General features: G+C 63.3%; 23 protein-coding genes and 1 pseudogene. 13 read left to right on the top strand and 11 right to left on the bottom strand.

Annotated features, from left to right (window positions below; all coding sequences use genetic code 11):
- Positions 1–98 precede the first annotated feature (98 nt).
- Positions 99–881: an IclR family transcriptional regulator gene (locus OGV19_RS00385; protein WP_264311617.1), complete on the top strand. Its 783-nt coding sequence runs from the start codon at positions 99–101 to the stop codon at positions 879–881.
- A gap of 325 nt (positions 882–1,206) precedes the next feature.
- Here OGV19_RS00385 and OGV19_RS00380 read toward each other — a convergent pair whose 3' ends face one another.
- Positions 1,207–2,103 carry an alpha/beta fold hydrolase gene (locus tag OGV19_RS00380; protein WP_264311616.1) on the bottom strand — a complete coding sequence of 299 codons (897 nt, stop codon included), beginning with the start codon at positions 2,101–2,103 and terminating at the stop codon, positions 1,207–1,209.
- 280 nt (positions 2,104–2,383) lie between these two features.
- A complete protein-coding gene (locus OGV19_RS00375; RefSeq protein ID WP_264311615.1) occupies positions 2,384–2,839 on the bottom strand; it encodes a flavodoxin in 456 nt (151 codons plus the stop codon).
- A 113-nt stretch (positions 2,840–2,952) separates the two neighbouring features.
- Between OGV19_RS00375 and OGV19_RS00370 the strand changes: the two genes are divergently transcribed.
- Both OGV19_RS00370 and OGV19_RS00365 read left to right on the top strand, forming a co-directional pair.
- A complete protein-coding gene (locus OGV19_RS00370) occupies positions 2,953–3,381 on the top strand; it encodes a PAS domain S-box protein (protein WP_264311614.1) in 429 nt (142 codons plus the stop codon).
- 59 nt (positions 3,382–3,440) lie between these two features.
- Positions 3,441–4,058 (top strand): hypothetical protein, encoded by a 618-nt coding sequence (locus tag OGV19_RS00365; RefSeq protein ID WP_264311613.1) that lies wholly within the window; start codon positions 3,441–3,443, stop codon positions 4,056–4,058.
- Here OGV19_RS00365 and OGV19_RS00360 read toward each other — a convergent pair.
- Complete coding sequence (locus OGV19_RS00360; protein ID WP_264311612.1) at positions 4,043–4,993, bottom strand: MerR family transcriptional regulator; 951 nt, start codon at positions 4,991–4,993, stop codon at positions 4,043–4,045. The two genes, OGV19_RS00365 and OGV19_RS00360, sit on opposite strands and share 16 nt — an antisense overlap.
- Before the next feature lie 220 nt (positions 4,994–5,213).
- On the opposite strand from OGV19_RS00360, the gene OGV19_RS00355 reads away from it, so the two are divergent.
- Genes OGV19_RS00355 through OGV19_RS00340 form a run of 4 tightly spaced genes read left to right on the top strand, consistent with a single transcriptional unit; the run spans position 5,214 to position 7,193 of the window.
- The gene (locus tag OGV19_RS00355; protein ID WP_264311611.1) at positions 5,214–5,774 is read left to right on the top strand and encodes a putative antibiotic biosynthesis monooxygenase; all 561 of its coding nucleotides are present in this window, start codon (positions 5,214–5,216) and stop codon (positions 5,772–5,774) included.
- A gap of 32 nt (positions 5,775–5,806) precedes the next feature.
- Complete coding sequence (gene folM, locus OGV19_RS00350; RefSeq protein ID WP_264311610.1) at positions 5,807–6,553, top strand: dihydromonapterin reductase; 747 nt, start codon at positions 5,807–5,809, stop codon at positions 6,551–6,553.
- A gap of 9 nt (positions 6,554–6,562) precedes the next feature.
- On the top strand, positions 6,563–6,859 hold the full coding sequence (locus OGV19_RS00345; protein WP_264311609.1) for a DUF1244 domain-containing protein: 297 nt from the start codon (positions 6,563–6,565) through the stop codon (positions 6,857–6,859).
- Complete coding sequence (locus OGV19_RS00340) at positions 6,852–7,193, top strand: HopJ type III effector protein (RefSeq protein ID WP_264311608.1); 342 nt, start codon at positions 6,852–6,854, stop codon at positions 7,191–7,193. Before OGV19_RS00345 ends, OGV19_RS00340 begins: the two co-directional genes overlap by 8 nt.
- 24 nt (positions 7,194–7,217) lie before the next feature.
- On the opposite strand, the gene OGV19_RS00335 is transcribed toward OGV19_RS00340, so the two are convergent.
- From OGV19_RS00335 to OGV19_RS00325, 3 genes are all read right to left on the bottom strand, one after another.
- Positions 7,218–8,126 carry an alpha/beta hydrolase family protein gene (locus OGV19_RS00335; RefSeq protein WP_264311607.1) on the bottom strand — a complete coding sequence of 303 codons (909 nt, stop codon included), beginning with the start codon at positions 8,124–8,126 and terminating at the stop codon, positions 7,218–7,220.
- A gap of 180 nt (positions 8,127–8,306) precedes the next feature.
- Complete coding sequence (fabV, locus tag OGV19_RS00330) at positions 8,307–9,518, bottom strand: enoyl-ACP reductase FabV (RefSeq protein ID WP_264311606.1); 1,212 nt, start codon at positions 9,516–9,518, stop codon at positions 8,307–8,309.
- A gap of 119 nt (positions 9,519–9,637) precedes the next feature.
- Positions 9,638–10,501 carry a LysR substrate-binding domain-containing protein gene (locus OGV19_RS00325; protein ID WP_264311605.1) on the bottom strand — a complete coding sequence of 288 codons (864 nt, stop codon included), beginning with the start codon at positions 10,499–10,501 and terminating at the stop codon, positions 9,638–9,640.
- Positions 10,502–10,636: 135 nt separating this feature from the next.
- Between OGV19_RS00325 and OGV19_RS00320 the strand changes: the two genes are divergently transcribed.
- Genes OGV19_RS00320 through OGV19_RS00305 form a run of 4 tightly spaced genes read left to right on the top strand, consistent with a single transcriptional unit; the run spans position 10,637 to position 14,786 of the window.
- Positions 10,637–11,677 carry an agmatine deiminase family protein gene (locus OGV19_RS00320; RefSeq protein WP_264311604.1) on the top strand — a complete coding sequence of 347 codons (1,041 nt, stop codon included), beginning with the start codon at positions 10,637–10,639 and terminating at the stop codon, positions 11,675–11,677.
- The gene (aguB, locus tag OGV19_RS00315) at positions 11,674–12,570 is read left to right on the top strand and encodes an N-carbamoylputrescine amidase (RefSeq protein ID WP_264311603.1); all 897 of its coding nucleotides are present in this window, start codon (positions 11,674–11,676) and stop codon (positions 12,568–12,570) included. Before OGV19_RS00320 ends, aguB begins: the two co-directional genes overlap by 4 nt.
- A 2-nt stretch (positions 12,571–12,572) precedes the next feature.
- Positions 12,573–13,658, top strand: coding sequence for an extracellular solute-binding protein (locus OGV19_RS00310; protein WP_264311602.1), 1,086 nt, complete (start codon positions 12,573–12,575; stop codon positions 13,656–13,658).
- Positions 13,659–13,676: 18 nt separating this feature from the next.
- A complete protein-coding gene (locus OGV19_RS00305; protein WP_264313865.1) occupies positions 13,677–14,786 on the top strand; it encodes an agmatine deiminase family protein in 1,110 nt (369 codons plus the stop codon).
- A 23-nt stretch (positions 14,787–14,809) separates the two neighbouring features.
- Here OGV19_RS00305 and OGV19_RS00300 read toward each other — a convergent pair whose 3' ends face one another.
- Positions 14,810–15,349 (bottom strand): cytochrome b/b6 domain-containing protein, encoded by a 540-nt coding sequence (locus OGV19_RS00300; protein ID WP_264311601.1) that lies wholly within the window; start codon positions 15,347–15,349, stop codon positions 14,810–14,812.
- Complete coding sequence (locus tag OGV19_RS00295; RefSeq protein ID WP_264311600.1) at positions 15,346–15,612, bottom strand: PepSY domain-containing protein; 267 nt, start codon at positions 15,610–15,612, stop codon at positions 15,346–15,348. Before OGV19_RS00295 ends, OGV19_RS00300 begins: the two co-directional genes overlap by 4 nt.
- A 210-nt stretch (positions 15,613–15,822) precedes the next feature.
- Between OGV19_RS00295 and OGV19_RS00290 the strand changes: the two genes are divergently transcribed.
- The gene (locus OGV19_RS00290; protein ID WP_264311599.1) at positions 15,823–17,001 is read left to right on the top strand and encodes an acetyl-CoA C-acetyltransferase; all 1,179 of its coding nucleotides are present in this window, start codon (positions 15,823–15,825) and stop codon (positions 16,999–17,001) included.
- A gap of 131 nt (positions 17,002–17,132) precedes the next feature.
- Here OGV19_RS00290 and OGV19_RS00285 read toward each other — a convergent pair whose 3' ends face one another.
- Together OGV19_RS00285 and OGV19_RS00280 are read right to left on the bottom strand one after the other, a co-directional pair.
- On the bottom strand, positions 17,133–17,852 hold the full coding sequence (locus OGV19_RS00285; protein ID WP_264311598.1) for an SDR family NAD(P)-dependent oxidoreductase: 720 nt from the start codon (positions 17,850–17,852) through the stop codon (positions 17,133–17,135).
- A gap of 116 nt (positions 17,853–17,968) precedes the next feature.
- Positions 17,969–19,108, bottom strand: a pseudogene (locus OGV19_RS00280) (5-methyltetrahydropteroyltriglutamate--homocysteine S-methyltransferase); the annotation flags it as partial.
- Positions 19,109–19,333: 225 nt separating this feature from the next.
- Between OGV19_RS00280 and OGV19_RS00275 the strand changes: the two are divergent.
- On the top strand, positions 19,334–20,821 hold the full coding sequence (locus OGV19_RS00275; RefSeq protein ID WP_264311597.1) for a methylenetetrahydrofolate reductase C-terminal domain-containing protein: 1,488 nt from the start codon (positions 19,334–19,336) through the stop codon (positions 20,819–20,821).
- Here OGV19_RS00275 and yjiA read toward each other — a convergent pair.
- Complete coding sequence (gene yjiA / locus OGV19_RS00270) at positions 20,781–21,758, bottom strand: GTPase (RefSeq protein WP_264311596.1); 978 nt, start codon at positions 21,756–21,758, stop codon at positions 20,781–20,783. The two genes, OGV19_RS00275 and yjiA, sit on opposite strands and share 41 nt — an antisense overlap.
- Positions 21,759–21,774 lie beyond the last annotated feature (16 nt).

The following is a 21,774-nucleotide window of genomic DNA, read 5'->3' as shown; positions in this document are numbered from 1 at the left end:
TTGTTTTTATCGTAATCAGATTACGAATAACGTAATTTGCTACGAGCAAGGCGTCAAGCTATAAAGGCGCGACTCGACGAATCCGGATACCCATGCCCATGGCCAAAGCCAGCTCACCCACCGATAACGGCAAGCAGAAGGTCCGCTCGGCGGAAGTCGGCACCGATATCCTCAAGGCACTTGCCGAGCTCTCCCCCTCCACGTCCCTGTCACGCCTGGCAGAGCATGTGCAGATGCCGGCGAGCAAGGTGCACCGCTACCTGCAGGCACTGATCGCCAGCGGTTTTGCCGAACAGGATGCAGCCACCAACCACTATGGCCTGGGACGTGAAGCGTTGCGCGTGGGGTTGGCGGCGTTGGGCAGCATCGATGTGCTGAAGATCGCGGCCCTGCCGCTGTCGCAGTTGCGCGATGAGCTGAACGAAAGCTGCTTCATTGCCGTCTGGGGTAATCAGGGCGCGACGGTGGTCAGCATTGAACCTGCGGTGCGCGCAGTCACGGTGGTGACCCAGATCGGTTCGGTGCTGCCGCTGCTCAGTTCGTCCACCGGCCTGGTGTTCGCCGCCTACCTGCCAGACCGCGAAACCGTCGAACTGCGCGACCGGGAGCTGGCAGCGCTGCAGCACAATGCCTGCGACTACGCAGCCTTGCTGGAAGGCATCCGCAAGCGTGGCCTGCACCATGTGCATGGCCTGCTGATGCCGGGTGTGGATGCGCTGTCGGCCCCGGTATTCAATGCCTTGGGCCAGGTCGCTGCGGTGATGACCGTGGTGGGCCCGACGTCGATCTTCCATGCCGATGAACATGGCCCAGCAGCCCAGCGATTGCTGACGGCAACGCGGGATACTAGCTGGCGAATGGGGTATGCACCTGCGGGTTGAGCACCCGGTGCACTATTGCCCGAAACGTAAAGGTGAATGTCAGAAGCGGCTATTTTTCCTACAGGATCAAGCGCTTATTCTTATCTCACTGGCCGGCATGAAGGGCACTACCCCCCCGCCTTTCAGGCCCGCGAGGTTCACCGACGTAGATTTTGAAGCTCCTTGATCTAACGTCTCGATTGGCCGCTGCGCTTGCAGCGGCCTTTTTTTTGGGGGGCTTGTCGGGGGATCGCGTGAGGGCGCCAGGGGTATGACGGTAGCGTTTCTGCGCCCTTGAGATCGAGCGCCGCGCGGGCGGCGCTCGGTCTCAAAGGCCCTACAAAACTCAAGCCAAGCACTGCAAACAACTCAGCGGTTGCTCACGAAAGGCCAAATAATGGCGCAGCACCTGCACCGGCGCTTCGATGTGTGGGTAATGGCCGATCCCCTGCAACTGCACCGTATCAGGGTCCGGCACCAGTTGCCGGTAGCGCTCGACCATGGGCGCTCCGGAAACCGGGTCGACCACGCCATTGATGAAGCGCAAGGGCACCCCTTCGCGTTGCAACGCACCTACCCAGCGCTCGCGATGCACATTGCGCTCCGGCCAGTAGCCGGCCAGCTTGTGCAATATGCGCGTGCCCCGGTTGGCGGCGATCAGGCTCCAGCAATCGTCCAGCGCACTTTCACTGGGGTGGGTGCAGGGGCCATACACCTGGGTCACGTTGCGCACCAGGTCGTCCCGCCCGAACGAGCGCCCCACCAGCCAGCCCAGGCGGCTGAGCAGCAGCTTCTGGATCAGCAACATGCGGCAGCTCTCAGGGAACAGCCCGCTGTTGAGGAACACGCAACTGGCGATGGTTGCGCGCTGTTCGTGGTGCCGCGCCAACAGCTCTTGCGCCACACTGCCGCCATAGTCATGGGCCATCAGGTGCACCGGCTGGTTGACTTTGAGATGGGCGAGCAAGGTTTGCTGCAGGTCGGCCTGCTCCATCAGGCTGTAGGCATGATTGACCGGCTTGGCCGAATCGCCAAAGCCCAGCATGTCGCAGGCTATCAACCGGAAACGCTGAGCCAGGGGCGTCCACAGGTAGTGCCAGTCCCAACTGGCGGTGGGGAAGCCATGTAACAAAAGCAGGGGCTCTCCTTGCCCTGCGGTCCAGTAGCGGATGCTCTGGCCCCGGAAAGTGAAACTCTGACCCCGGGTACGCCAGACGCACAATGGAATCTCGGCCAAAAGCATCAGATCGGTCCCGGTGAGGTTGTGTTGAGGGAATAGGGCAAGGCTGCGGTCATTGCATGTCACCTCGGCACTTACATGTGCTCTCTATGTCGAGGCTGAGTCTAGTCAGCAGCCCATGGGCTGGAACTTGCGTTGCCAGCCAGCTTGATGACCTTGCGAGTCAGTGGCACGAACGGTCAGAGCAGCCGGTACCATACACCGCGTCGCCCTCTTCGCGGGCAAGCCCGCTCCCACAATGAGACCCTGCTAATGCCATGAGTTATCGGCTGTTATTTGAGATTCAGCCTTTCAGAACCGCCGCAAATTCCGCCAACCACGGTTCGGCATCCGTCTCCGGGGTCACCGTCTCGCTGGCATCCAGGCGCAGCATCGGCTGCACTTCACGTACCCCCAGTTCAGCGAACAGTTCGCGCATCTGCTCGCCGCCGCCGCAATACGTATCGCCATAACTGGCGTCGCCCAACGCGATCACCGCGCCCGGCAAGCCACGCCAGGCGGCAGGCAAGGTGTCGCGGATCGTGCTGTACAGCGGCATGAGGTTGTCGGGCAGCTCGCCCATGCCGGTGGTCGACGTCACCGCCAGCAACGCCTGCGGTGCAAAACCTTCCAAGTCCTGCAGGGTGGCACGCGCAGCATGCCAGGCCTCAAAGCCCGCAGCCTTGAGCAACGATTCGGCATGACGGGCGACTTCTTCGGCGGTGCCATACACCGACCCGGAAATAATGGCGACTTTCATCGGGAAGAGGATTCCGAAACTGAGTGAAAACGTAGGATACTAGCATCCAGCGCTGGCAAAAGGCCGCCTCTACCAAAGTCCCAGCCCCCTTCTCTTCGCCCAATGGCCCGAACATGATCAACGCGCAACTGCTGCAATCGATGGTCGATGCGTCCAACGACGGGATCGTGGTCGCCGAACAGGAAGGCGAGGACACCATCCTGATCTACGTGAACGCCGCCTTCGAACGCCTGACCGGCTACACCCGTGACGAGATCCTCTACCAGGATTGCCGCTTCCTGCAGGCCACCGACCGTGACCAGCTTGGCCGCGCGCGCATTCGCAAAGCCTTGGCCGAAGGCCGGCCATGCCGAGAGGTGCTGCGCAACTACCGCAAGGACGGCAGCGCCTTCTGGAACGAGTTGTCGATCACGCCGGTGAGGAACGACGCCGAGCAGCGCACCTACTTCATCGGTATTCAGAAGGACGTCAGCCGCCAGGTCGAACTGGAACGGGAACTGGCTGAAATGTACGCTCGTCAGAAATCCGATCTACGCTCCTGAACCAAGCGCGCCACGCACGGTCAATTCCGTTGAAGAAATCGCCACCTCCGAGTTCGATCATGCAAGCAGATGCGCTCCTGACCCAGGACGAGCTGGATTTCATACAGAACATGCAGCATTCGCCACAGTTGAACCTGGCGGACTCAATGTCCAGCCTGCTGGTTAATGGCGACCGCCGGATCCAGACCTTGCTCACCCGCCTGGTGGCCAACGAGCAGGTGACCTTGCAGGCACAGTTCAACAACCAGCAGATCAGCTTCCCGCTGCAACTGGTGGAAGACGAGTTTCATGCCCTGCACTTGCAACTGGGCTCACCGGAAATCTACGAAGACGGCCCGATGCTGCGCCCGTGGCGTTTGTCCATGGACCAGCCAAGCGTATTGCTCGATGCCCATGAGCAGCCCAGCGGCCTGTGGGTCCGCGATATTTCGTTCAAGGGTGTACTGCTGGAGATTCGCGACCTGGCACAAGCCCCTGCACGCTTCGAATTGCGCTTCGCACCTGCTGGCATTGCGCCTATCGAGTTGCACGGCGTGCTGCGTCGGCGCATTGGCCCGGAGCTGGCGGCCTACGATTTAAGCCGCAGCCCGGTCGAAGAAATCGAGCGCCTGCGCGACTATATCCTTCAAGCCCATCGCCAGGCGCACCCGGAGCTGCACAGTCAGGTATCGAGCTGACCGGCCAAAAACTGCCTCAGACGCTGGCGCATCACGCTGCCCTGCGCACCCAGGCACGCCACCGGGCTGCCTGCCAGGCTGTCCTGGGCAAGCTCAGCGACTTCTCCGGCTAGCAACAACGGGCACTCCAGGCCGACCGCCAAGCGTTCCAGGCGCTTGTTCAACTCTGCGGTCGGCGCATGGTTGGAGAACAGTACCAAGGCATCGGGCCTGAGACGCTCGCAAATCAGCGGCAGCTCTGGCAGTGGCTGCCCTGGCGCCAATAGGCTCACCCCCACTTCGTCGCTGCCCAGCAACAAAGCTGTGACCAACAGCTCCAACTCGTGACACGGGCCTGAAAACGGCGCCAGCACAACATTGCGGTTACGCGGCAGGCGCGATAGCTGCAAACGCACGAAGACGCGGCTGCGCAAGAACTGATCGAAAAACAGCCACTCACTGGCCTGTCCGAAGGCTCTCTGGCCATAGCCCCCCTGGCCTGCTGCCAGGTCGTGCCACACCGGCATGAAGATGTCCCCGAACACCTCATCCAGGGTATGGCCCGCGAACACCTGATCGAACAAACGGTTCAGCCCCGCACCATCAAAGCGTTGTACCGCCTCAAGAATCTGCTGCTGCAATCTCAGCCGTGTGTCCACCGCATCGCCGCTCTCCTGCGCCTGCGTCTGGCAACGGGCAAGAATGCTGGCCACCTTACTCACCGCCACACCGCGTTCCAGCCAGCCGAGGATGCTGCGGATCTCGTCGATATCGGCCAGGGAGTACAGGCGATGGCCACTGTCGGTGCGAGTGGGCTGGATGAGGCCGTAGCGGCGCTCCCAGGCGCGCAAGGTTACCGGGTTCACGCCCGTAAGGCGGGAGACTTCACGAATCGGGAACAGTTCTTGGTGTTCCAGGCCCGCATCGACTTCCAAGGTACGTCCCTGTTTGTTCATCTGCACTGAGTACCCTGTGTGCCGAAGTTGAGCGCGCATGTTACTACGAACGGCATAGGTTGCATGTTAGCAACCGTTTGCCACCTTGGTCTTGCAGAAGGTCGCAGTATCGCGATAATTCGCGCCCGATTCTTGCAAGCACGCTTGTGTCGCCCACCACCCCGGGCGACACAAGCCAAGGGGCCGGCTACCCGCCAGCCCCGTCCCCAGGAGATACACGATGTCTACCCCACCCGTCACCTTGATGGTGTCGCGCCGCGCCGCTCATGGCCGCTACCAGGACCTGCTGGCCTGGCTCCATGAAGGCGAGCAACTGGCCACCGACTTCCCCGGCTACCTCGGTTCGGGCATCCTCGCACCGCCCCGCGATAGCGATGAATTCCAGATTATCTTTCGCTTCAGCGACGAACCTACCCTGCACGCCTGGGAGCATTCCGCGTCGCGCAAGGCCTGGCTGCAGCGCGGCAACGGGCTGTTCGAACGCCCCAAAGAAGCGCGTGTAAACGGCATCGATGACTGGTTTGGCACCAATACAGTGCAAAAACCGCCGCGCTGGAAGCAGGCAGTGGCCATCTGGTTGGCCTTTTTCCCCGTCTCGTTGCTGTTCAACCTGTTGTTCGGCCATTGGCTGGCAGGCCTGGACCTGGTGCCACGGGTAATGCTCAGTACCCTGGCCCTGACACCGGTGATGGTCTACCTGTTCATCCCCCTCTCCACGCGCCTGCTGGCGGGCTGGCTACACGCTGCCCCGCCCAGCGCTGCGGCGCTGCGCAGCCGCTGAGGGCTGGTCTACAAGAGGGAAACAGTTCGGGTATGCTGGGCGGCAACGAAAGGACAGACAAGTTGACCGCCCCGAACATGAACAGCCCAATTCTCGTTACCGGAGCCAGCCAGCGCGTCGGGCTGGCCCTTGCCCTCGAACTGGCACAGGCCGGCCATACGGTGGTCAGTGCCAGCCGCAGCCTTCAGCCGCAGTCCGCACACCCCAACATCGTGCAGTTCCAGGCCGACCTCTGCCAGGCCGCCGACCGCCAGGCGCTGATCGACTACCTGCAAGGCAACTACGACGGCTTGCGCGCGATCATCCACAACGCCTCCCTGTGGCTGGACGATGGCCTGGCCAACCTGGACACCATGTTCCGCCTGCACGTCGAAGCGCCCTACCACCTCAACCTGGCCCTGGGCGAGATGCTGGGCAAGGCAGGCAGCGTGGGCAAGGCCGACATCATTCACATTTGCGACGAAACCTCTTCGCGGGGCAGCAAGAGCCACATCGGCTACGCCGCCACCAAGGCCGCGTTGCAGAACATGGTGCTGTCGTTCGCCGAAAAATATGCGCCCAAGGTGCACGTCAACGGTATCCTGCCTGGGCTGCTGATCCTCAAAGAAGGGGGTGACGAAGCCTACCGCCAGCAAACCCTGAAAAAGGCCCTGCTGGAATTCGAACCCGGCGCCGGCCCGCTGATCGAGACGGTCAAATACCTGCTCGAAAGCCAGTACAGTACCGGCAGCCAGGTGGTCATCAACGGTGGCCGCCACCTGAAAAATCGCATGACCTGAGAGAAGCCCATGACCCCGCAACAACAGCTCGAACTCGAAGCCGCCGCGTTCCGGCGCCTGGTCGAACACCTGCAAAAGCGCACCGACGTGCAGAACATCGACCTGATGAACCTGTCCGGCTTCTGCCGCAACTGCCTGTCCAAGTGGTACAAGGCCGCTGCCGACGAGCGCCAGGTCGACGTCAGCCTGGATGATGCCCGCGAAGCGGTGTACGGCATGCCCTATGCCGAGTGGAAAGCCCAATACCAGAAAGAAGCCAGCGCCGAACAACAAGCGGCGTTCGAAAAAGGAAAACCTCGTGACTGATCTGAACACCCTGCGCGCCAGCCTGGCCAGCGGCGAACACGTCTTTGCCGACACCTTGGCTTTCATCGCCGCCCGCTACAGCTATCAGCCACAGGCCTTCAACAACGGCGGCGTGGAAAACGCCGCCGGGCAGAACGAAGGCTCGTGCAAGACCCTGGGCCTGGCTTTGCTGGAAGGCCTGAGCGACCAGGAGGCGCTGCTGGCTTTCGGTGAGCATTACCGCGATGTCGTGGCCACGCCTGAGGGCAGTGACCATGGCAATATCCGTGCGCTGATCAAGCATGGCCTGGCGGGTGTGAAATTCACCGCCCAGCCGCTTTCGCGCAACGCCTGAGAATGCCGGGCCGGGCAGGCAACATCAGCTGATGATCTGCCCCGGCCTGTCGGCCAACAATCCGCCACGCTGCAACCACTCCAACGCAATCGGCCACAAGCGCTCGCGGAAGCGGTCATGGAAAAACGCGAAATGGCCAATTTCCTCGACCGAGATATCCACAGGTGCAATCCGCAGATGCTGACGTTCAGTACCTTGCAGATACCCTAGCAAGCGCTCTGTAGCCGCCACGGTGCCAAACGGGTCATCGGTCAAGCTGATTGCCAGCGTCGCGGCCTGGACATGTGCAAACGGCACCCTCTCCAACAGGCGCCCACTTGGCCGGTGCTCATAGCGTGGCGTACGGGTGGTCCAGTCATGCACCACCCCCGCCGGGGTGTCTTCCATCCAGCCCAGGCGCTTGCCGGGGAAGTAGCCGAAAGCGCGGGTCAGCAAGGGCATCACCACATGCCATTTGCCGAACAGCCGCCAGCGCTGATCGGCCGCGTAATCGCGCCAGTAGGCGAACTGCGCGCCCACCATCACGACCCGCCTGACCTGCCCGGCGGACGGCGCCAACCCCACCGCGCAACCGCCGAAGCTATGCCCCACAACATCGATGGGCTGGCCGGGGAACGCCTGTGCGGCGTGGGCCAGCATGGCTTCGAAATCCAACCGCCCCCAGTCGCTCCAGGACGCCTGGAAACCGCGCAATGAAGCCGGCCGTGATTCGCCAATGCCTCGGTAATCGTAGGTCAGCACGTCGCAGCCTTGGGCGAACAGGTAGTCGGCAAAGCGGGCGTAATAGCGGCAACGCACCGAAGTGGCGGCGTTGATGATCACCAGCGGGCGCTGGGGGTTGGCCTGGGCGTGGCGCCAGCAGAAGCCACCGAGGCTGTAGCCGTCGGCTGCGGTCTGGCGAAAGGGCGTGGCCGGTTGGGTGAGGCTGCTCATGGCGCGCTTCCTGTTGTTGTGCGCCAACGCTAGCAAAAAAATCGGGGGCTGTACCGGCCTCTTCGCGGGGCAAGCCCGCTCCCACAGGTACCCCTCTGCCTTTAACAGCGGTGAAATACTTGTGGGAGCGGGCTTGCCCCGCGAAGAGGCCGGTACAGCCCCCTCATTGTTCAGCCTTGCTTACAGCTCGATGCAGTCGAACTTCACATCGGTGGCCACGTCTTCGTCGTAGTTGACGTCAGCGCGCTCGAACCCGAACAGGTTGAGGAACTGCTTCTTGTAACCGGCGTAGTCGGTCAGCTCGAACAGGTTCTCGGTGGTGACTGTCGGCCACAACGCCTTGCAGGCGTCCTGTACATCGTCACGCAGCTCCCAGTCGTCCAGGCGCAGGCGGCCTTTCTCGTCGACCGCAGCTGCGGCGCCATCGGCGCGGTACAGGCGATCACGGTACATGCGGTCCAATTGGTCCTGGGTACCTTCGTGCACGCCCTTCTCCTGCATGATCTTGAAGACCATCGACAGGTACAGCGGCATTACTGGAATGGCCGAGCTGGCCTGGGTGACCACCGACTTGAGCACGGCCACGTTGGCGCCGCCTTTGACTTCACCGGCGAGTTTCTGGTCCAGGCGCAGTGCGGTTTCGTCCAGGTCCTGCTTGGCCTGGCCCAGCGCACCGTGCCAGTAGATCGGCCAGGTGATGTCGCTGCCGATGTAGCTGAAGGCAACGGTGCGGGCGCCTTCGGCCAGCACGTCGGCACCGGCCAGGGCGTCGATCCACAGCTGCCAGTCCTGGCCACCCATGACGGTGACGGTGTCAGCGATTTCCTGCTCGGTAGCCGGCTCGATGCTGGCCTCGATGATGGTGTCCTTGTTGGTGTCGATGGCGGTCGACTTGTACGGCTGGCCGATCGGCTTGAGCGCCGAGCGGATCACTTCACCGGTCTGCGGCAGCTTGCGCACTGGGGAGGCCAGGGAGTAGATGACCAGATCGACCTTGCCGCCCATTTCGTTCTTGATCAGCTCGATGACCTTGGCACGGGCCTCGTCGGAGAAGGCGTCACCGTTGATCGACTTGCTGTACAGGCCCTCGGCCTTGGCGAACTTGTCGAAGGCGGCGGAGTTGTACCAGCCCGCGGTACCGGCCTTGGTCTCGGTACCTGGTTTTTCGAAGAACACGCCCAGGGTGTCGGCCTTGAAGCCGAACGCTGCGGTAATGCGCGCCGCCAGGCCGTAGCCGCTGGAAGCACCGATCACCAGGACCTTCTTCGGGCCATCCTCGCGCACGCCCAGCTTGCGGGTGGCTTCGATCTGGTCACGGACGTTGAGCTCGCAGCCCTTCGGGTGGGTCGTGGTGCAGATGAAACCGCGGACCTTAGGATGAATGATGGCCAATGTCTGTACCTCGTCAGGTTTATGCCAGGGAAGCGCCGCCAAGGGCGATTCCGATTGATCAGAGGGTGAGACTACCCCCGCAGGTTATCCGACACATATTACGGGGTGTTTGAGGGGATTCAAAACAGCGCTTGCTCAGTCAGTTGGCCTTGCAGCCACTGCAAAAACCGCTGCGCCAAGGGATCATCCTGGCTGTCGCGATGCACCAGGCAGGCCCACGCCGGCCCGCGTACCCGTTGTGGCGAAAGCGCCTGCAAGCGCCCCTCCTGCACCGCCCGCCGGGCCAGCAACTGGCTGACCAGCGCGATACCCAGCCCTTCACTGGCTGCATCCAGCAGCAACCCAGGGTCAGAGAAATTAAGCCCCTTGCCCTGCTGCCCGACATCCTCGCCGCCTTCGAGCTGCCAATGGCTCCAGTCCATTTCCCGCTCACCGTGCAAGGTGGTCCGTGTAGCCGACGCGGCCAATGAAGGGTGGCAGGCCGGGTACAACGTGTCCTGGTACAGCACGGTGAAGCTGCATTCGGCCTGGGCGCTCAGGTCGTCACGGATGGCCAGGTCGATCGTCTCACTGGCCATGTCCGGCACGTCGAAACTGGTGAACAGCCACAGGTCGACTTCTGGGCAGCGCTGATGGAAGTCGGCCAGGCGCGGCAATAGCCAGTGCCGGGCAAAGGCCGGGCTGGTGTTGACCACCAGTTGGTTGGGCTTGCGGTATTGCTCCAGCCGGCGAATCCCCACTGCCAGGTGCTGCAGCAACGACTGGGTGGTGCTGAGCAGATCATGCCCGGCATCGGTCAGGCTCACGCTGCGACCCGCGCGATGGAACAGCGGCTGTTCCAGATAGGTTTCCAGGCTGCGGATCTGCTGGCTGATGGCCGACTGGGTGAGGTTCAGCGCCTCGGCAGCCTTGTGGAAACTGCCAAGCCGGGCAGCGGCCTCGAAGCCTCTGAGGGCATTGAGGGGTGGCCAGTGTTTGAGCATGATCGATAAGCCTTGCTAATCAGGTGTGCGCTAAATCTATCGTTTGTCGCTGAACGTTCATAGCCATAGCATGAGTACCAACACCCGCGACGGCGGGCTTCGTTGATAAAAATCCTTAATAGATCGGAGTTCTCTATGGACCTGTCCCTCGACAGCGGCTGGCGCATGCCTGCCGAATGGGCCCGCCACGCTGCCACCTGGATGATCTGGCCGCACAACCAAGCGCTGTGGGAAAGCGGCTGGCACGTACGCCTGGCCGATGTGCAGCAAGATTACGCCCGTGTGGCCGCCGCCATCGCCCGCTTCGAACCTGTGAAAATGGTGGTCGATCCTTCTGCCATGCACAGCGCCCGCGCCCTTTGCGGCGCCAACATCGAACTGATCGAGCTGGCGGTCGACGACAGCTGGTGCCGTGACAGCGGCCCAAGCTTCATCTGCCATCCACAGCACGGCCTGGCCGGCCTGAGCTGGCGCTTCAACGCCTGGGGCAACAAGTCGCAGCACGGGCTGGACCGCAGCCTGGGCCGACGCGTGCTCGATCACCTGGGGCTCGATGGCTTCAGCACCGCGCTGTGCAACGAAGGCGGCGCGATCCACGTGGACGGCGAAGGTACCCTGATCACTACCGAGTCGGTGCTGCTCAACCCCAACCGCAACCCAGGCATCAGCAAGGCCGAGTTCGAAGCCTGCTTTGCCCGCTATCTGGGCATCAGCAAGACCATCTGGCTGCCCGGCGACCCGCAGTACGTCACCGGTGACATGACTGACGGCCACGTGGACGGCGTGTGCGCCTTCGCTCGGCCCGGCGTACTGCTGGTCGATGCCACCCACGACCAAGGCTCGGTCTATGCCGAAGTAGCCCGGGAAAACCGCCGCGCCCTGGCGCTCGCCACCGACGCGCATGGGCGCACGTTCGAACTGCTGGATCTTTACGAGGCCAGTGCCGCGGTCGATCAAGACGCAGAGGTGTTCTGTGCGTCCTACACCAACTTCTACATCGCCAACGGCGCGATCATCATGCCGGCCTACGGCATCGCCGCCGATCAGGACGCCGCCGCACAGCTGGCCCATGCCTTCCCCGGCCGCGAGATCGTGCCGGTGCGCATCGACCACATCGCCCACGGCGGCGGCGGCATCCACTGCATTACCCAACAGCAACCCGAGGTGCGCCCATGAGCCCGCTGCGCATCGCCACCACCCAGATGCCCTGCACCTGGGACCTGCCGGCCAACCTAGACCGCGCCGAACAGCTGGTGCGCCAGGCGGCCGCCCAAGGCGCCCAGGTGATTCTGCTGCAGGAGCTGTTCGCCACACCGTACTTCTGCATCGAACAGGACCACCGGCATCTGCCATTGGCCGAGCCCTACCCGAGCAGCCCTATCCTGCAGCGCTTCGCCGCGCTGGCCGGTGAGCTGGGCGTGGTGTTGCCGTTGAGCTGGTACGAACGGGCCGGCAACGCCTTCTTCAACTCGCTGACCGTGGCCGACGCCGACGGGCGCCTGCTCGGGGTGTACCGCAAGACCCATATCCCCAACGCCATCGGCTATCAGGAGAAGGAGTACTTCAGCCCCGGTGACACCGGCTTCAAGGTCTGGGACACCGCGTTCGGCCGCCTGGGCATCGGCATCTGCTGGGACCAGTGGTTCCCCGAAACCGCGCGTTGCCTGGCACTGATGGGCGCCGAGGTGCTGCTGTTCCCCACCGCCATCGGCTCTGAGCCCGGCGCCGCCGAACTGGATTCGCGCGACCATTGGCAAATCGCCATGCGCGGCCATGCCGCCGCCAATCTGTTGCCAGTCGTGGCGGCCAACCGTGTGGGCCGGGAGGTGGCACAAAGCGATGAAACCCTGGCCATGCGTTTCTATGGCTCGTCGTTCATCTGCGACCACAAAGGTGCATTGCTTGCCGAAGCCGACCGCAACAGCAGCGGCATCTGGCTGCACGACCTGGACCTTGGGCGCATGCGCGAAGACCGGCTGACCTGGGGCATCTACCGCGACCGCCGCCCGGACATGTACGCGCCGCTGCTGACCCTGGACGGCACTCACCCCACTACCGCGAGGGCCTGAAGATGAAGCTGCCAACTCTGGCTGCACTTGCCCTGGCGCTCTGCGCCAGCCAGGCCCAGGCCGAACAACCGACCCTGCGCCTGTACAACTGGGCCGACTATTTCGCCGAGGACACCCTCAAGCAATTCACTGCCGAAACGGGCATCCAGGTGATCTACGACGTCATGGACGGCAGCGAAGTACTCGAAGCCAAGCTCATGTCCGGGCGCAGCGGCTATGACCTGGTGTTCCCCGGCGACACCGTGGCCGAGCGGCTGATGCGCGCCGGCAGCCTGCAGCCACTGGACCACAGCCGCCTGGAGGCCCTGGATGACATCGAGCCAGGCCTGCGCAAGCTGCACGCCCGCTACCCCAAGGCCAGCCAGGCAACCGTGCCCTACACCTGGGGCACCATCGGCCTGACGGTCAATGCCGACAAGGTCCGCCAGCGCATGCCGGACGCGCCGCTGGACAACCTCGACCTGCTGCTTAAACCCGCGCTTGCCGCCAAGTTCGCCGACTGCGGCATCTCGATCATCGACTCGCCAGACGAAGTACTGGCCGTGGTCCTCAACTACCTCGGCCGTGAGCCTCGCAGTGCCAAACGCGAAGACCTGGCCGCCGCCAGCGACGTGCTCAAGGCCATCCGCCCCTATGTGCGCAAGTTCCAGTCGCAACCGGTGACCGAACTGGTCAACGAGAACCTGTGCCTGTCACTGGGCTACAGCGGCGACGTGATCCAGGCGCAGCGCACGGCCGATGCCGCAGGCAAGGCGATCGACTTCCAATACCGCGTACCGCGTCAGGGCACCACGGTATGGATGGACACCATGGCCATCCCCGCCGACGCCAAACACCCCGAATACGCCTATCGTTTCATCAACTTCGTCATGCGCCCGGCGAACATGGCCGCCATCAGCACCTTCACCGGCTACCCCACGGCCAGTGCCAAGGCACGCCAGGCAGTCGATCCACGCATGCGCGACAACCCAAACATCTACCTCGACGAAGCCACCTATGCCCGGCTGATCCCGGGCCGGGACATCCCCCAGGCCGACATGCGCGCGCGCATGCGGGTGTGGACACGCTTCAAGACAGCACAGGACTGAACCATGCCACGTGGTGCCATGCCAAACCGAAGAACCTTTCTGCAATTGTCGCTGGCCGCCGGGCTCGGTGCCGGCCTCGGCCTGCCCCTGAGCCTGGCCCGTGCCGATGACCCGGAGCGCTGGTTCATGCCTGATGAAGGCGAACCGCAACAACGCGCTTTCATCGCCTTCGGTGCCCAGCCGGCGATCTGGGAAGATTTCACCACCGATGTGCAGGCCGCCTTGGGCCGCATCGCCCAGGCCATCGCGCGCTACCAGCCGGTGACCGTGTTCTGCCGCGCCAGTGAACAGGCGCTGGCCAAGCAACACTGCGCCAGCCCCAACACCCACTTCGTGACCTGCGAGCTGGACGACATTTGGATGCGCGACATCGGCGCCAACTTCGTCGTTGACGATGACGGCGCCCTGGGCGCGGTCGATTTCAACTTCAATGGCTGGGGCAACAAGCAGCGCCACCGCAGCGACGCCCTTTTGGCCAAACGCGTCGCCACACTGGCCAACGCTCACTACCAGCGCAGTGAACTGGTGGGTGAAGGTGGCGCCATCGAGGTCGATGGTCATGGCACTGGCATCATGACCGAGAGCAGTTGGATAAACGCCAACCGCAACCCCGGCTGGAGCAAAGCCGAGGTTGAGGCCGAACTCAAGGCGCGCCTGGGGTTGAGCAAGATCATCTGGTTGCCGGGCATCGCGGGTGAGGACATCACCGATGGGCATGTGGATTTTTATGCGCGTTTCGTGCGACCAGGCGTGGTGATCGCCAACCTGGACAACGACCCTAAGTCTTACGACCATGCCGTGACCCGCAAGCACCTGGAGATTCTCAAGCACGCCACGGATGCCGAGGGCCGTCGCCTGCAGATCCATCTGGTGTCGCCGCCCCTGCGCGGCAGGCGCAACAGGTTCAGCAAGGGCAACCCGGATTTTGCCGCAGGCTATATCAACTACTTCGTGATCAACGGCGCGATCATCGCGCCACAGTTTGGCGATACCCAGGCCGACGAGAAAGCGCGGGCGCTGCTGGCGGCGCTCTACCCTGGCCGCGCTATCGTGCAGCTGGACATCGACGCCATCGCCGCAGGAGGTGGTGGCATCCATTGCGTGACCCACCAGTGCCCGGCCGTGTAGGCGCGCGCATCAGCAACAGGCGTTTACTGATCGTCCGGTAATCGACGCCGTCCGGTAAGCATCGACAGCGGCAGGTTTTCGCGCAGGCGCAGGCTCTCGGCGATGGCCGCCAGTACGTGCACACAGACCAACGCCAGTACTGCATCGGCCAGGAAGCTGTGCAGGGTCATCGGCCAGTCGGCGCCCCACAGGGCATCGACCTCCTGCGCTGCCCAACCGGTCAGGCCCAGGCCAGCGATCCCGGTCAGCATCAGCAGCATCACCAGGGCGCCAATCGGCGAATGCCCCAGGCGATGGTAAGGCTGGCCGCGCAACAGCGTCCGGGTGTGGGCGGCCAAGCGTGCCGGGGTGGGCCAAAAATCGGCCCAGCGCGCACTTTGCGGCCCAACGAAGCCCCAGACCAGGCGCAACAACACGCACGCCAGCCCGTAGTAGCCCAGCCACTGGTGCCAGTCGTCGCCCTCTTCATTGAAAAAATAATCCGCGAAGAAGACCGTGGCCAATGACAAGTGGCACAGCCGCAGGAGCGGGTCCCACAGCTGCACCGTGGCATTGACCTTCAATCGTGATACTCGGTCTTGACTGCCTTGCCGCTGACCGGGTCATGGTAGATCTCGATCTTGCGGCCATCCTTGTCGAACCCATAGATTTCGTAGCAGTTGCCTTTGGTGACCTTGAACTTGTTGATCTTGTAGCCCTGTTCCTTGAGCTGGGCCTGGAACTTGTCCTGGTCTTGCCAGGTGCTTTTGTCTGCGGTGGTGCATTGGGTGGCGGCGAATGCTGTGCTGCTGCCGATCAGAAGGGTAAGCACGATCAAGATGCGCATGGCCATGAGCTCCATTGCATTGAGTGAAACAGCACGACATCCAGCTTAGACCCAAGGGCAGCAGCTTGCCTGCGGCGAGCCGCGCCATTGCCATTCATTTGTTTTCCGAATCAATCCAAAAGAAAAACAAACTTAACAAATGAACCAAACCCACCGATGCTGACGGCATCCTGCCCTCGCGGCGCTCACCCTTGCACGGAGAACAACAACATGAACGACGTGGTCATCGTCGCCGCAACCCGTACCGCCATCGGCAGCTTCCAGGGCGCCCTGGCAACAGTACCTGCCGTCGACCTCGGCGCCGCCGTGATCAAGCGCCTGCTGGAACAGACCCAACTGGACCCGGCCCTGGTCGACGAGGTCATCCTCGGCCAGGTGCTCACCGCCGGCGCCGGCCAGAACCCGGCCCGCCAGGCCGCGATCAAGGCTGGCCTGCCTTACAGCGTACCCGCGCTGACGCTCAACAAAGTCTGCGGTTCGGGCCTCAAGGCCTTGCACCTGGCGGCCCAGGCCATCCGTTGCGGCGACGCCGAGGTGGTGATCGCCGGCGGCCAGGAGAACATGAGCCTGGCCCCCTACGTCATGCCTTCGGCGCGCACGGGCCAGCGCATGGGCCACGGCCAACTGATCGACAGCATGATTACCGACGGCCTGTGGGATGCCTTCAACGACTACCACATGGGCATTACCGCCGAGAACCTGGTGGAGCAGTACGGCCTCAGCCGTGAGCAGCAGGACGCCTTCGCCGCCGAGTCCCAGCGCAAGGCCGTGGCCGCGATCGAGGCCGGCCGATTCAAGGACGAGATCACCCCGATCGTGATGCCGCAGAAAAAGGGCGAGCCCAAGGTTTTCGAGCGCGACGAACAGCCCCGCCCGGACACCACTGCCGAGTCCCTGGGCAAACTGCGTGCAGCGTTCAAGAAGGACGGCAGCGTCACCGCTGGCAATGCGTCCAGCCTCAATGACGGCGCCGCCGCCGTGCTGCTGATGAGCGCCGCCAAGGCCAAGGCCCTGGGTTTGCCGGTGCTGGCGAAGATCGCGGCCTATGCCAGTGCTGGCGTAGACCCGGCGATCATGGGCATCGGCCCGGTTTCGGCCACCCAGCACTGCCTGGACAAAGCTGGCTGGCAGCTGGCGGACCTGGACCTGATCGAAGCCAACGAAGCCTTTGCCGCACAGGCACTGGCGGTGGGCAAGGCCCTGGAATGGGATGCGGCGCGGGTTAACGTGAATGGCGGGGCGATTGCCCTGGGCCACCCGATTGGCGCATCGGGGTGCCGGGTGCTGGTGACCTTGTTGCACGAGATGATCAAGCGGGATGCCAAGAAAGGGCTGGCCACGTTGTGCATTGGCGGCGGGCAGGGTGTGGCGTTGGCGATCGAGCGTTGATCAATAAATGATGAAGGCAGGGCCGGCCTCTTCGCGGGGCAAGCCCGCTCCCACAGGATCCGCGCTGCCTCGACTTCGGCGCAGGTCCTGTGGGAGCGGGCTTGCCCCGCGAGAGGCCGGCCCTGGTTTACTCAGAACCGCTCATCAGCAATCGCCGGCAAGGTCAGCTCGCGCACATAACTTGCCGCCGACAGCTCCAGCATGGTGCGCACCATCAGCACCACATCGTGCAGCGGAATCAGCCCTCCCTCACCCCGCGCCGCAGCCTCGGCCACCGGCACATCCAGGCCATCCTCAGTGTTCAGGTAGCCCAGATTAAGGCACGTCACCCCAAGGCGCTGCTCGCGATACCCCTCACGCAAGGCCTCGGCAATCCCGCGCAGGGCAAACTTGGACGCAGCAAAGGTCACTTCAGGGCGCCCGCTCTGCGGCAAGCCTGAAGTAGAACCGGTAAGAATGATCCGCGGCTTCTCGCTTTCCAGCAGCATCGGCAGCAAGCGCTTGATCAACAGGATGGTTGCCGTGATGTTGCAATCGACCATGCGTTGCAGCGCTGCATCGTGGTCGGCCAGAAAGCGGTAGTGCTCTGCAAACGCCTCGGCTTCCCACAGCCCGAGGTTGTAGATGAGGGTATCGACGCCACCCCCGGCCAGCGCCTGGGCAACGGCCTCGACGGCGGCAGCCGGTTGGCCGAGGTCGGCCGCGATCCACTGCACCTCGACACCCTTGCCGACCGACACCCCTTCGGGGCGCGAGCGGGATACGCCGATCAGCGTATCGCCCGGCTTGCCCAGCCCTTCCATGAAGGCCTTGCCCAGCCCCTTGCTGGCGCCGACTACCAAAACTCTCATCGCATCACTCCCTGTCGATCACGTTTAGAGCCGGCATTATAAGCACCTGGTCTAACCGTGGCGCACAATGTGCGGGCAGCGGCGACCCTGTTCAACCGCTCGGCAGGGATGCGTTAGGCCGCTGCAAGGTCTGCAGCCTCTGGCGCATTGACGGCGTTGGCCAGCCCGGCCACTTGCTGGCACTTCTGCACGGCGAAGGCCAACCCACCGTTCCGCTCGCCGTCGAGTTGGCCTTCACGGGCCAGGTCATCCGAGCCGTGCAGCAGCGAGCAGGACGGCGCGACCCACAGGCGCTCGCCCAGGCGGTCGGCGGCGTGCTGCAGGACGGCAACGGCCTTTTCCAAGTCGCAGGCCTTGGCGTTACTTCCGTTGACCAGGCCCAACGAGACGATCTTGTAGGCCGGCAAGCGGTCGAGGACGGTCGGGTACTGCTCTGGTGCACGCACCAGATCGAAGTGCAGACCATCGACCGGCAGGTTTGCTGCCAGGCCCAGGTTTTCATCCAGGCCACCAAAGTAGGTGGCGATCAGCTTCTTCAACGGCGCACGTTGCAGGATGTTGTAAACGCGCTCAAAGGCGCTTTTCCAGTCCTGTGGCAGGTCCAGCACCAGGATCGGCTCGTCGATCTGCACCCATTCAACGCCTTGTGCAGCCAGGCGATTGAAGATTTCGTCGTACAGCGGCAGCAGCCGATCAAGCAGTTCCAGCTTGTCGAAGTCGGCGCCTTTGGCCTTGCCCAGCCACAGGTAGGTCAGCGGGCCGATCACCACAGGTTTGACCGCATGGCCCAGGGCCTTGGCTTCTTCAACCTCTTCGAACAGCTGCTCCCAGCTCAGGGCGAACTGCTGGTCGGCGCTGAATTCGGGTACCAGGTAGTGATGGTGGGTGTCGAACCACTGGGTCATTTCCTGGGCATGGGCACCGCCGTCGCTGTGGCCTGTCGCCACGGTGCCACGCGCCATGGCGAAGAGGGTTTGCAGGGTTGGCTTGGCGCCGTCGTGGCTGCGAAAGTGCTCGGGGACAACGCCGAAGGTCAGCGAATGGGTGAGCACCTGGTCGTACCAGGCGAAGTCGCCCACGGGGAGCAGGTCGATGCCGGCGTCCTTCTGCACTTGCCAGTGGGTTTCGCGCAGCTGGCGGCCTACAGCACGCAGCCCGGTTTCGTCGAGTTCACCCTTGCAGAACGCTTCCTGGGCTTTTTTCAGTTCGCGATCGCGGCCAATGTGTGGAAAGCCCAGGTTGTGTGCCAGCGCCATGTCTTGTCCCTCAGAATGCATAAGTGAATGAGGGGATTTTCGGGGCAACGCACGCTTGAGACAAACTCATTTAATTTGAGATGAAATCAAAGTTTACTCATGTTTAGATGCCCTTTGTAGGAGCATGAGGATGTCTTGTTCAGAGCAGCGCCCTACGCATCTGGACATGACCCTATCGCCCCTTTACCGCACAATGCCACCCTGCCCCAATTCGGTGCCCGATCCATGAACCTGCTGAAAACGGCGCTGCACGAAAAGACCTTCGTCTGCGTCATGGAGTTCGTCCCCAAGCCTTCGGCGCAACGCTTCGCCGCCATGGAAGCGATCATGGCCCGCGCGCACCTGTGCGGCTGGCCGATGACCGTGGCCATCGGTGATCGCGTCGGCAGCCCGCTGGACCTGTCGCCCTTAGACGCCCTCGCCAGCTTCAGCTCGCCCGTGCCTGCCCTGCCGCACTTTTCTGGCAAGGATCGCGAACGCCACCACTTGCTCGCTCAACTGCAACGCATGGACGCCGCTGGGTTGCACCAACTACTGCTGCTCACCGGCGACCGCCTGCCCGGCCACCAACCCGGGCAGCGGCCGGTGCGCTACCTGGAGTCGGTGGCCGCCCTGCAGATCGCCCGCCAGGCCTGCCCGCATTGGCTGCTGGGCGCGGCGCTCAATCCGTTTAAATACTGCGAGGAAGAAGGCGGGGCGCAGTACTTCAAGGCCGAGAAAAAACTCGCAGCAGGTGCCGATTTTCTGACCTTGCAACTGGGCTTCGATGCCAGCAAGCATCAGGAAGCCCAGGCGTGGATGAACCGTCAGCCCACCCCTAAACCCTTGCTGGCCTGCCTGATGAGCCTTACCCATGGGCGCGCCGCCATGCTCAATCATGTGGCCGGTGTGACCGTCACACCGTCCATGCGCGACATGCTCGAAGCGGAGGCCGCCGTGTCCAAGGCTCACGCCCAGGCGCGCAGCGTCGACCGCTTGGCCCTGCAGGTGATCGGTGTGAAGTTGATGGGTTACGCCGGGGTGCACCTGTCGGGCATTCACGAGCTCAAGCAACTGCTTGCCCTGGAGCAACGCATCGAACACTGGCAAGCGCTGATCCACACGCTGGACCAGTGGGCGCCGGCCTGGGCAGCCAGCTGGCAGGTGCCAGGCTTGCCAGCGGTGGTCTTCCATCCGCCGGCTGCGAGCTGGCGTCAGGGCGAGTCGAAGGTCAACGCGTCGCACAAAGAGAAGGCACGCTACCACCTGCTGCACGCCTTCCATGCCCTGCTGTTCAGCCGCAACAACGGGTTGAGCAAGGCATTCGGCTGGGCCGTCCGCCAACCGCTGTGGGCAACGTCCACCGGTGCGCGCGTACTGCACAGGGTGGAACGTGCGGTGAAACGCCCGTTGGTGGGCTGCGACACCTGCGGCCGCTGCCGCCTCGAAGACACCCTCTACATCTGCCCAGAAACCTGCCCCAAGGGCCTGGCCAACGGCCCCTGCGGCGGCACCTCGCTGAACCGCTGCGAATTTGGCGACCGCGAGTGCATCCACAGCGTCAAATACCGCACCGCCAAGGCCGTGCGGCAGACTGCCGTGCTGACAGAGCGCCTGATCCCGTGCATCGAAGTACAAACCCGCCACCGCAGTTCATGGCCGGCCTGGTTCGCGGCCCAGGCACCCCAGCGGCTCAAGGCGTGCTCAAAGCCTCGAACCCAGCCCGAATCGTAGCCTCGGGCAGTTCATCGGCGATGAACACCATCACGCTTTCGCGTGCCTCGCCTTCTGCCCACTCGGCATCCCAGTCAAAACCGTAGAGCTTGAGCACGCCCTGAAACACCAGGCGACGGTCTTCCCCGGCGATGTTCAGCACGCCCTTGTAACGCAGCAGTTGCTTGCCGTGGGTTTCCAGCAGTTCATTCATGAAGTCGCTGAGGCGGTCGATGTCCAGCGGGGTGTCGGTGCGCAGCACCAGGGTGGAGATGCGGTCCGGGGTGGCCGGTTTGAGCACCGGGCGCAGGGCCGGCTTGAGGCTGGCGCCCAGGTCGGTATTGAGGTTGAAACCGCGCACATCGAGCAGCTCGGCCAGGTCGATGCGCCCATGCTCGACCACACGCACGGCGGCACGGCCATTGATGCGCGACAGGCGCTCTCGCAGGGCATCCACCGCAGCAGGTTCGACCAGGTCGGTCTTGCTCAGCAACAGGCGGTCGGCAAAACCAACCTGGGCCTGGGCGATGGCCTGGGTCAGGTGCAGCTCGGCGTGCGCCGCATCGACCAGGGTGATGATGCCGTCGAGGATGTAGCGATCACGCAGGTCCTCGTCGATGAAGAAGGTCTGTGCCACAGGCGCAGGGTCGGCAAGGCCGGTGCACTCGATCACCAGGCGGTCGAAGGCGATCTCGCCAGCGTCCAGGCGTTCCAGCAAGAGGTACAGGGCACGGGTGAGGTCGCCATGGATGCTGCAGCACACGCAGCCGTTGGCCAGGGTCATGACCTGCACCGGCTCGTCGCCCAGCAGCTGGCTGTCGATAGCGGCCTCGCTGAACTCGTTCTCGATCACGGCGATCTTCAGGCCGTGCTCGGCCTTGAGCATGTGCTTGAGCAAGGTGGTCTTGCCGGCACCCAGAAAGCCGGTCAGTACGGTAACGGGAATAGGCGTTTGCACGCGTAAAGCTCCTGAA

This window comes from Pseudomonas putida (genome assembly GCF_025905425.1).
Lineage (GTDB): Bacteria > Pseudomonadota > Gammaproteobacteria > Pseudomonadales > Pseudomonadaceae > Aquipseudomonas > Aquipseudomonas putida_AF.
The sequence above is the reverse complement of the archived record's forward strand: the minus strand, read 5'-3'. Positions and strand labels throughout refer to the sequence as shown.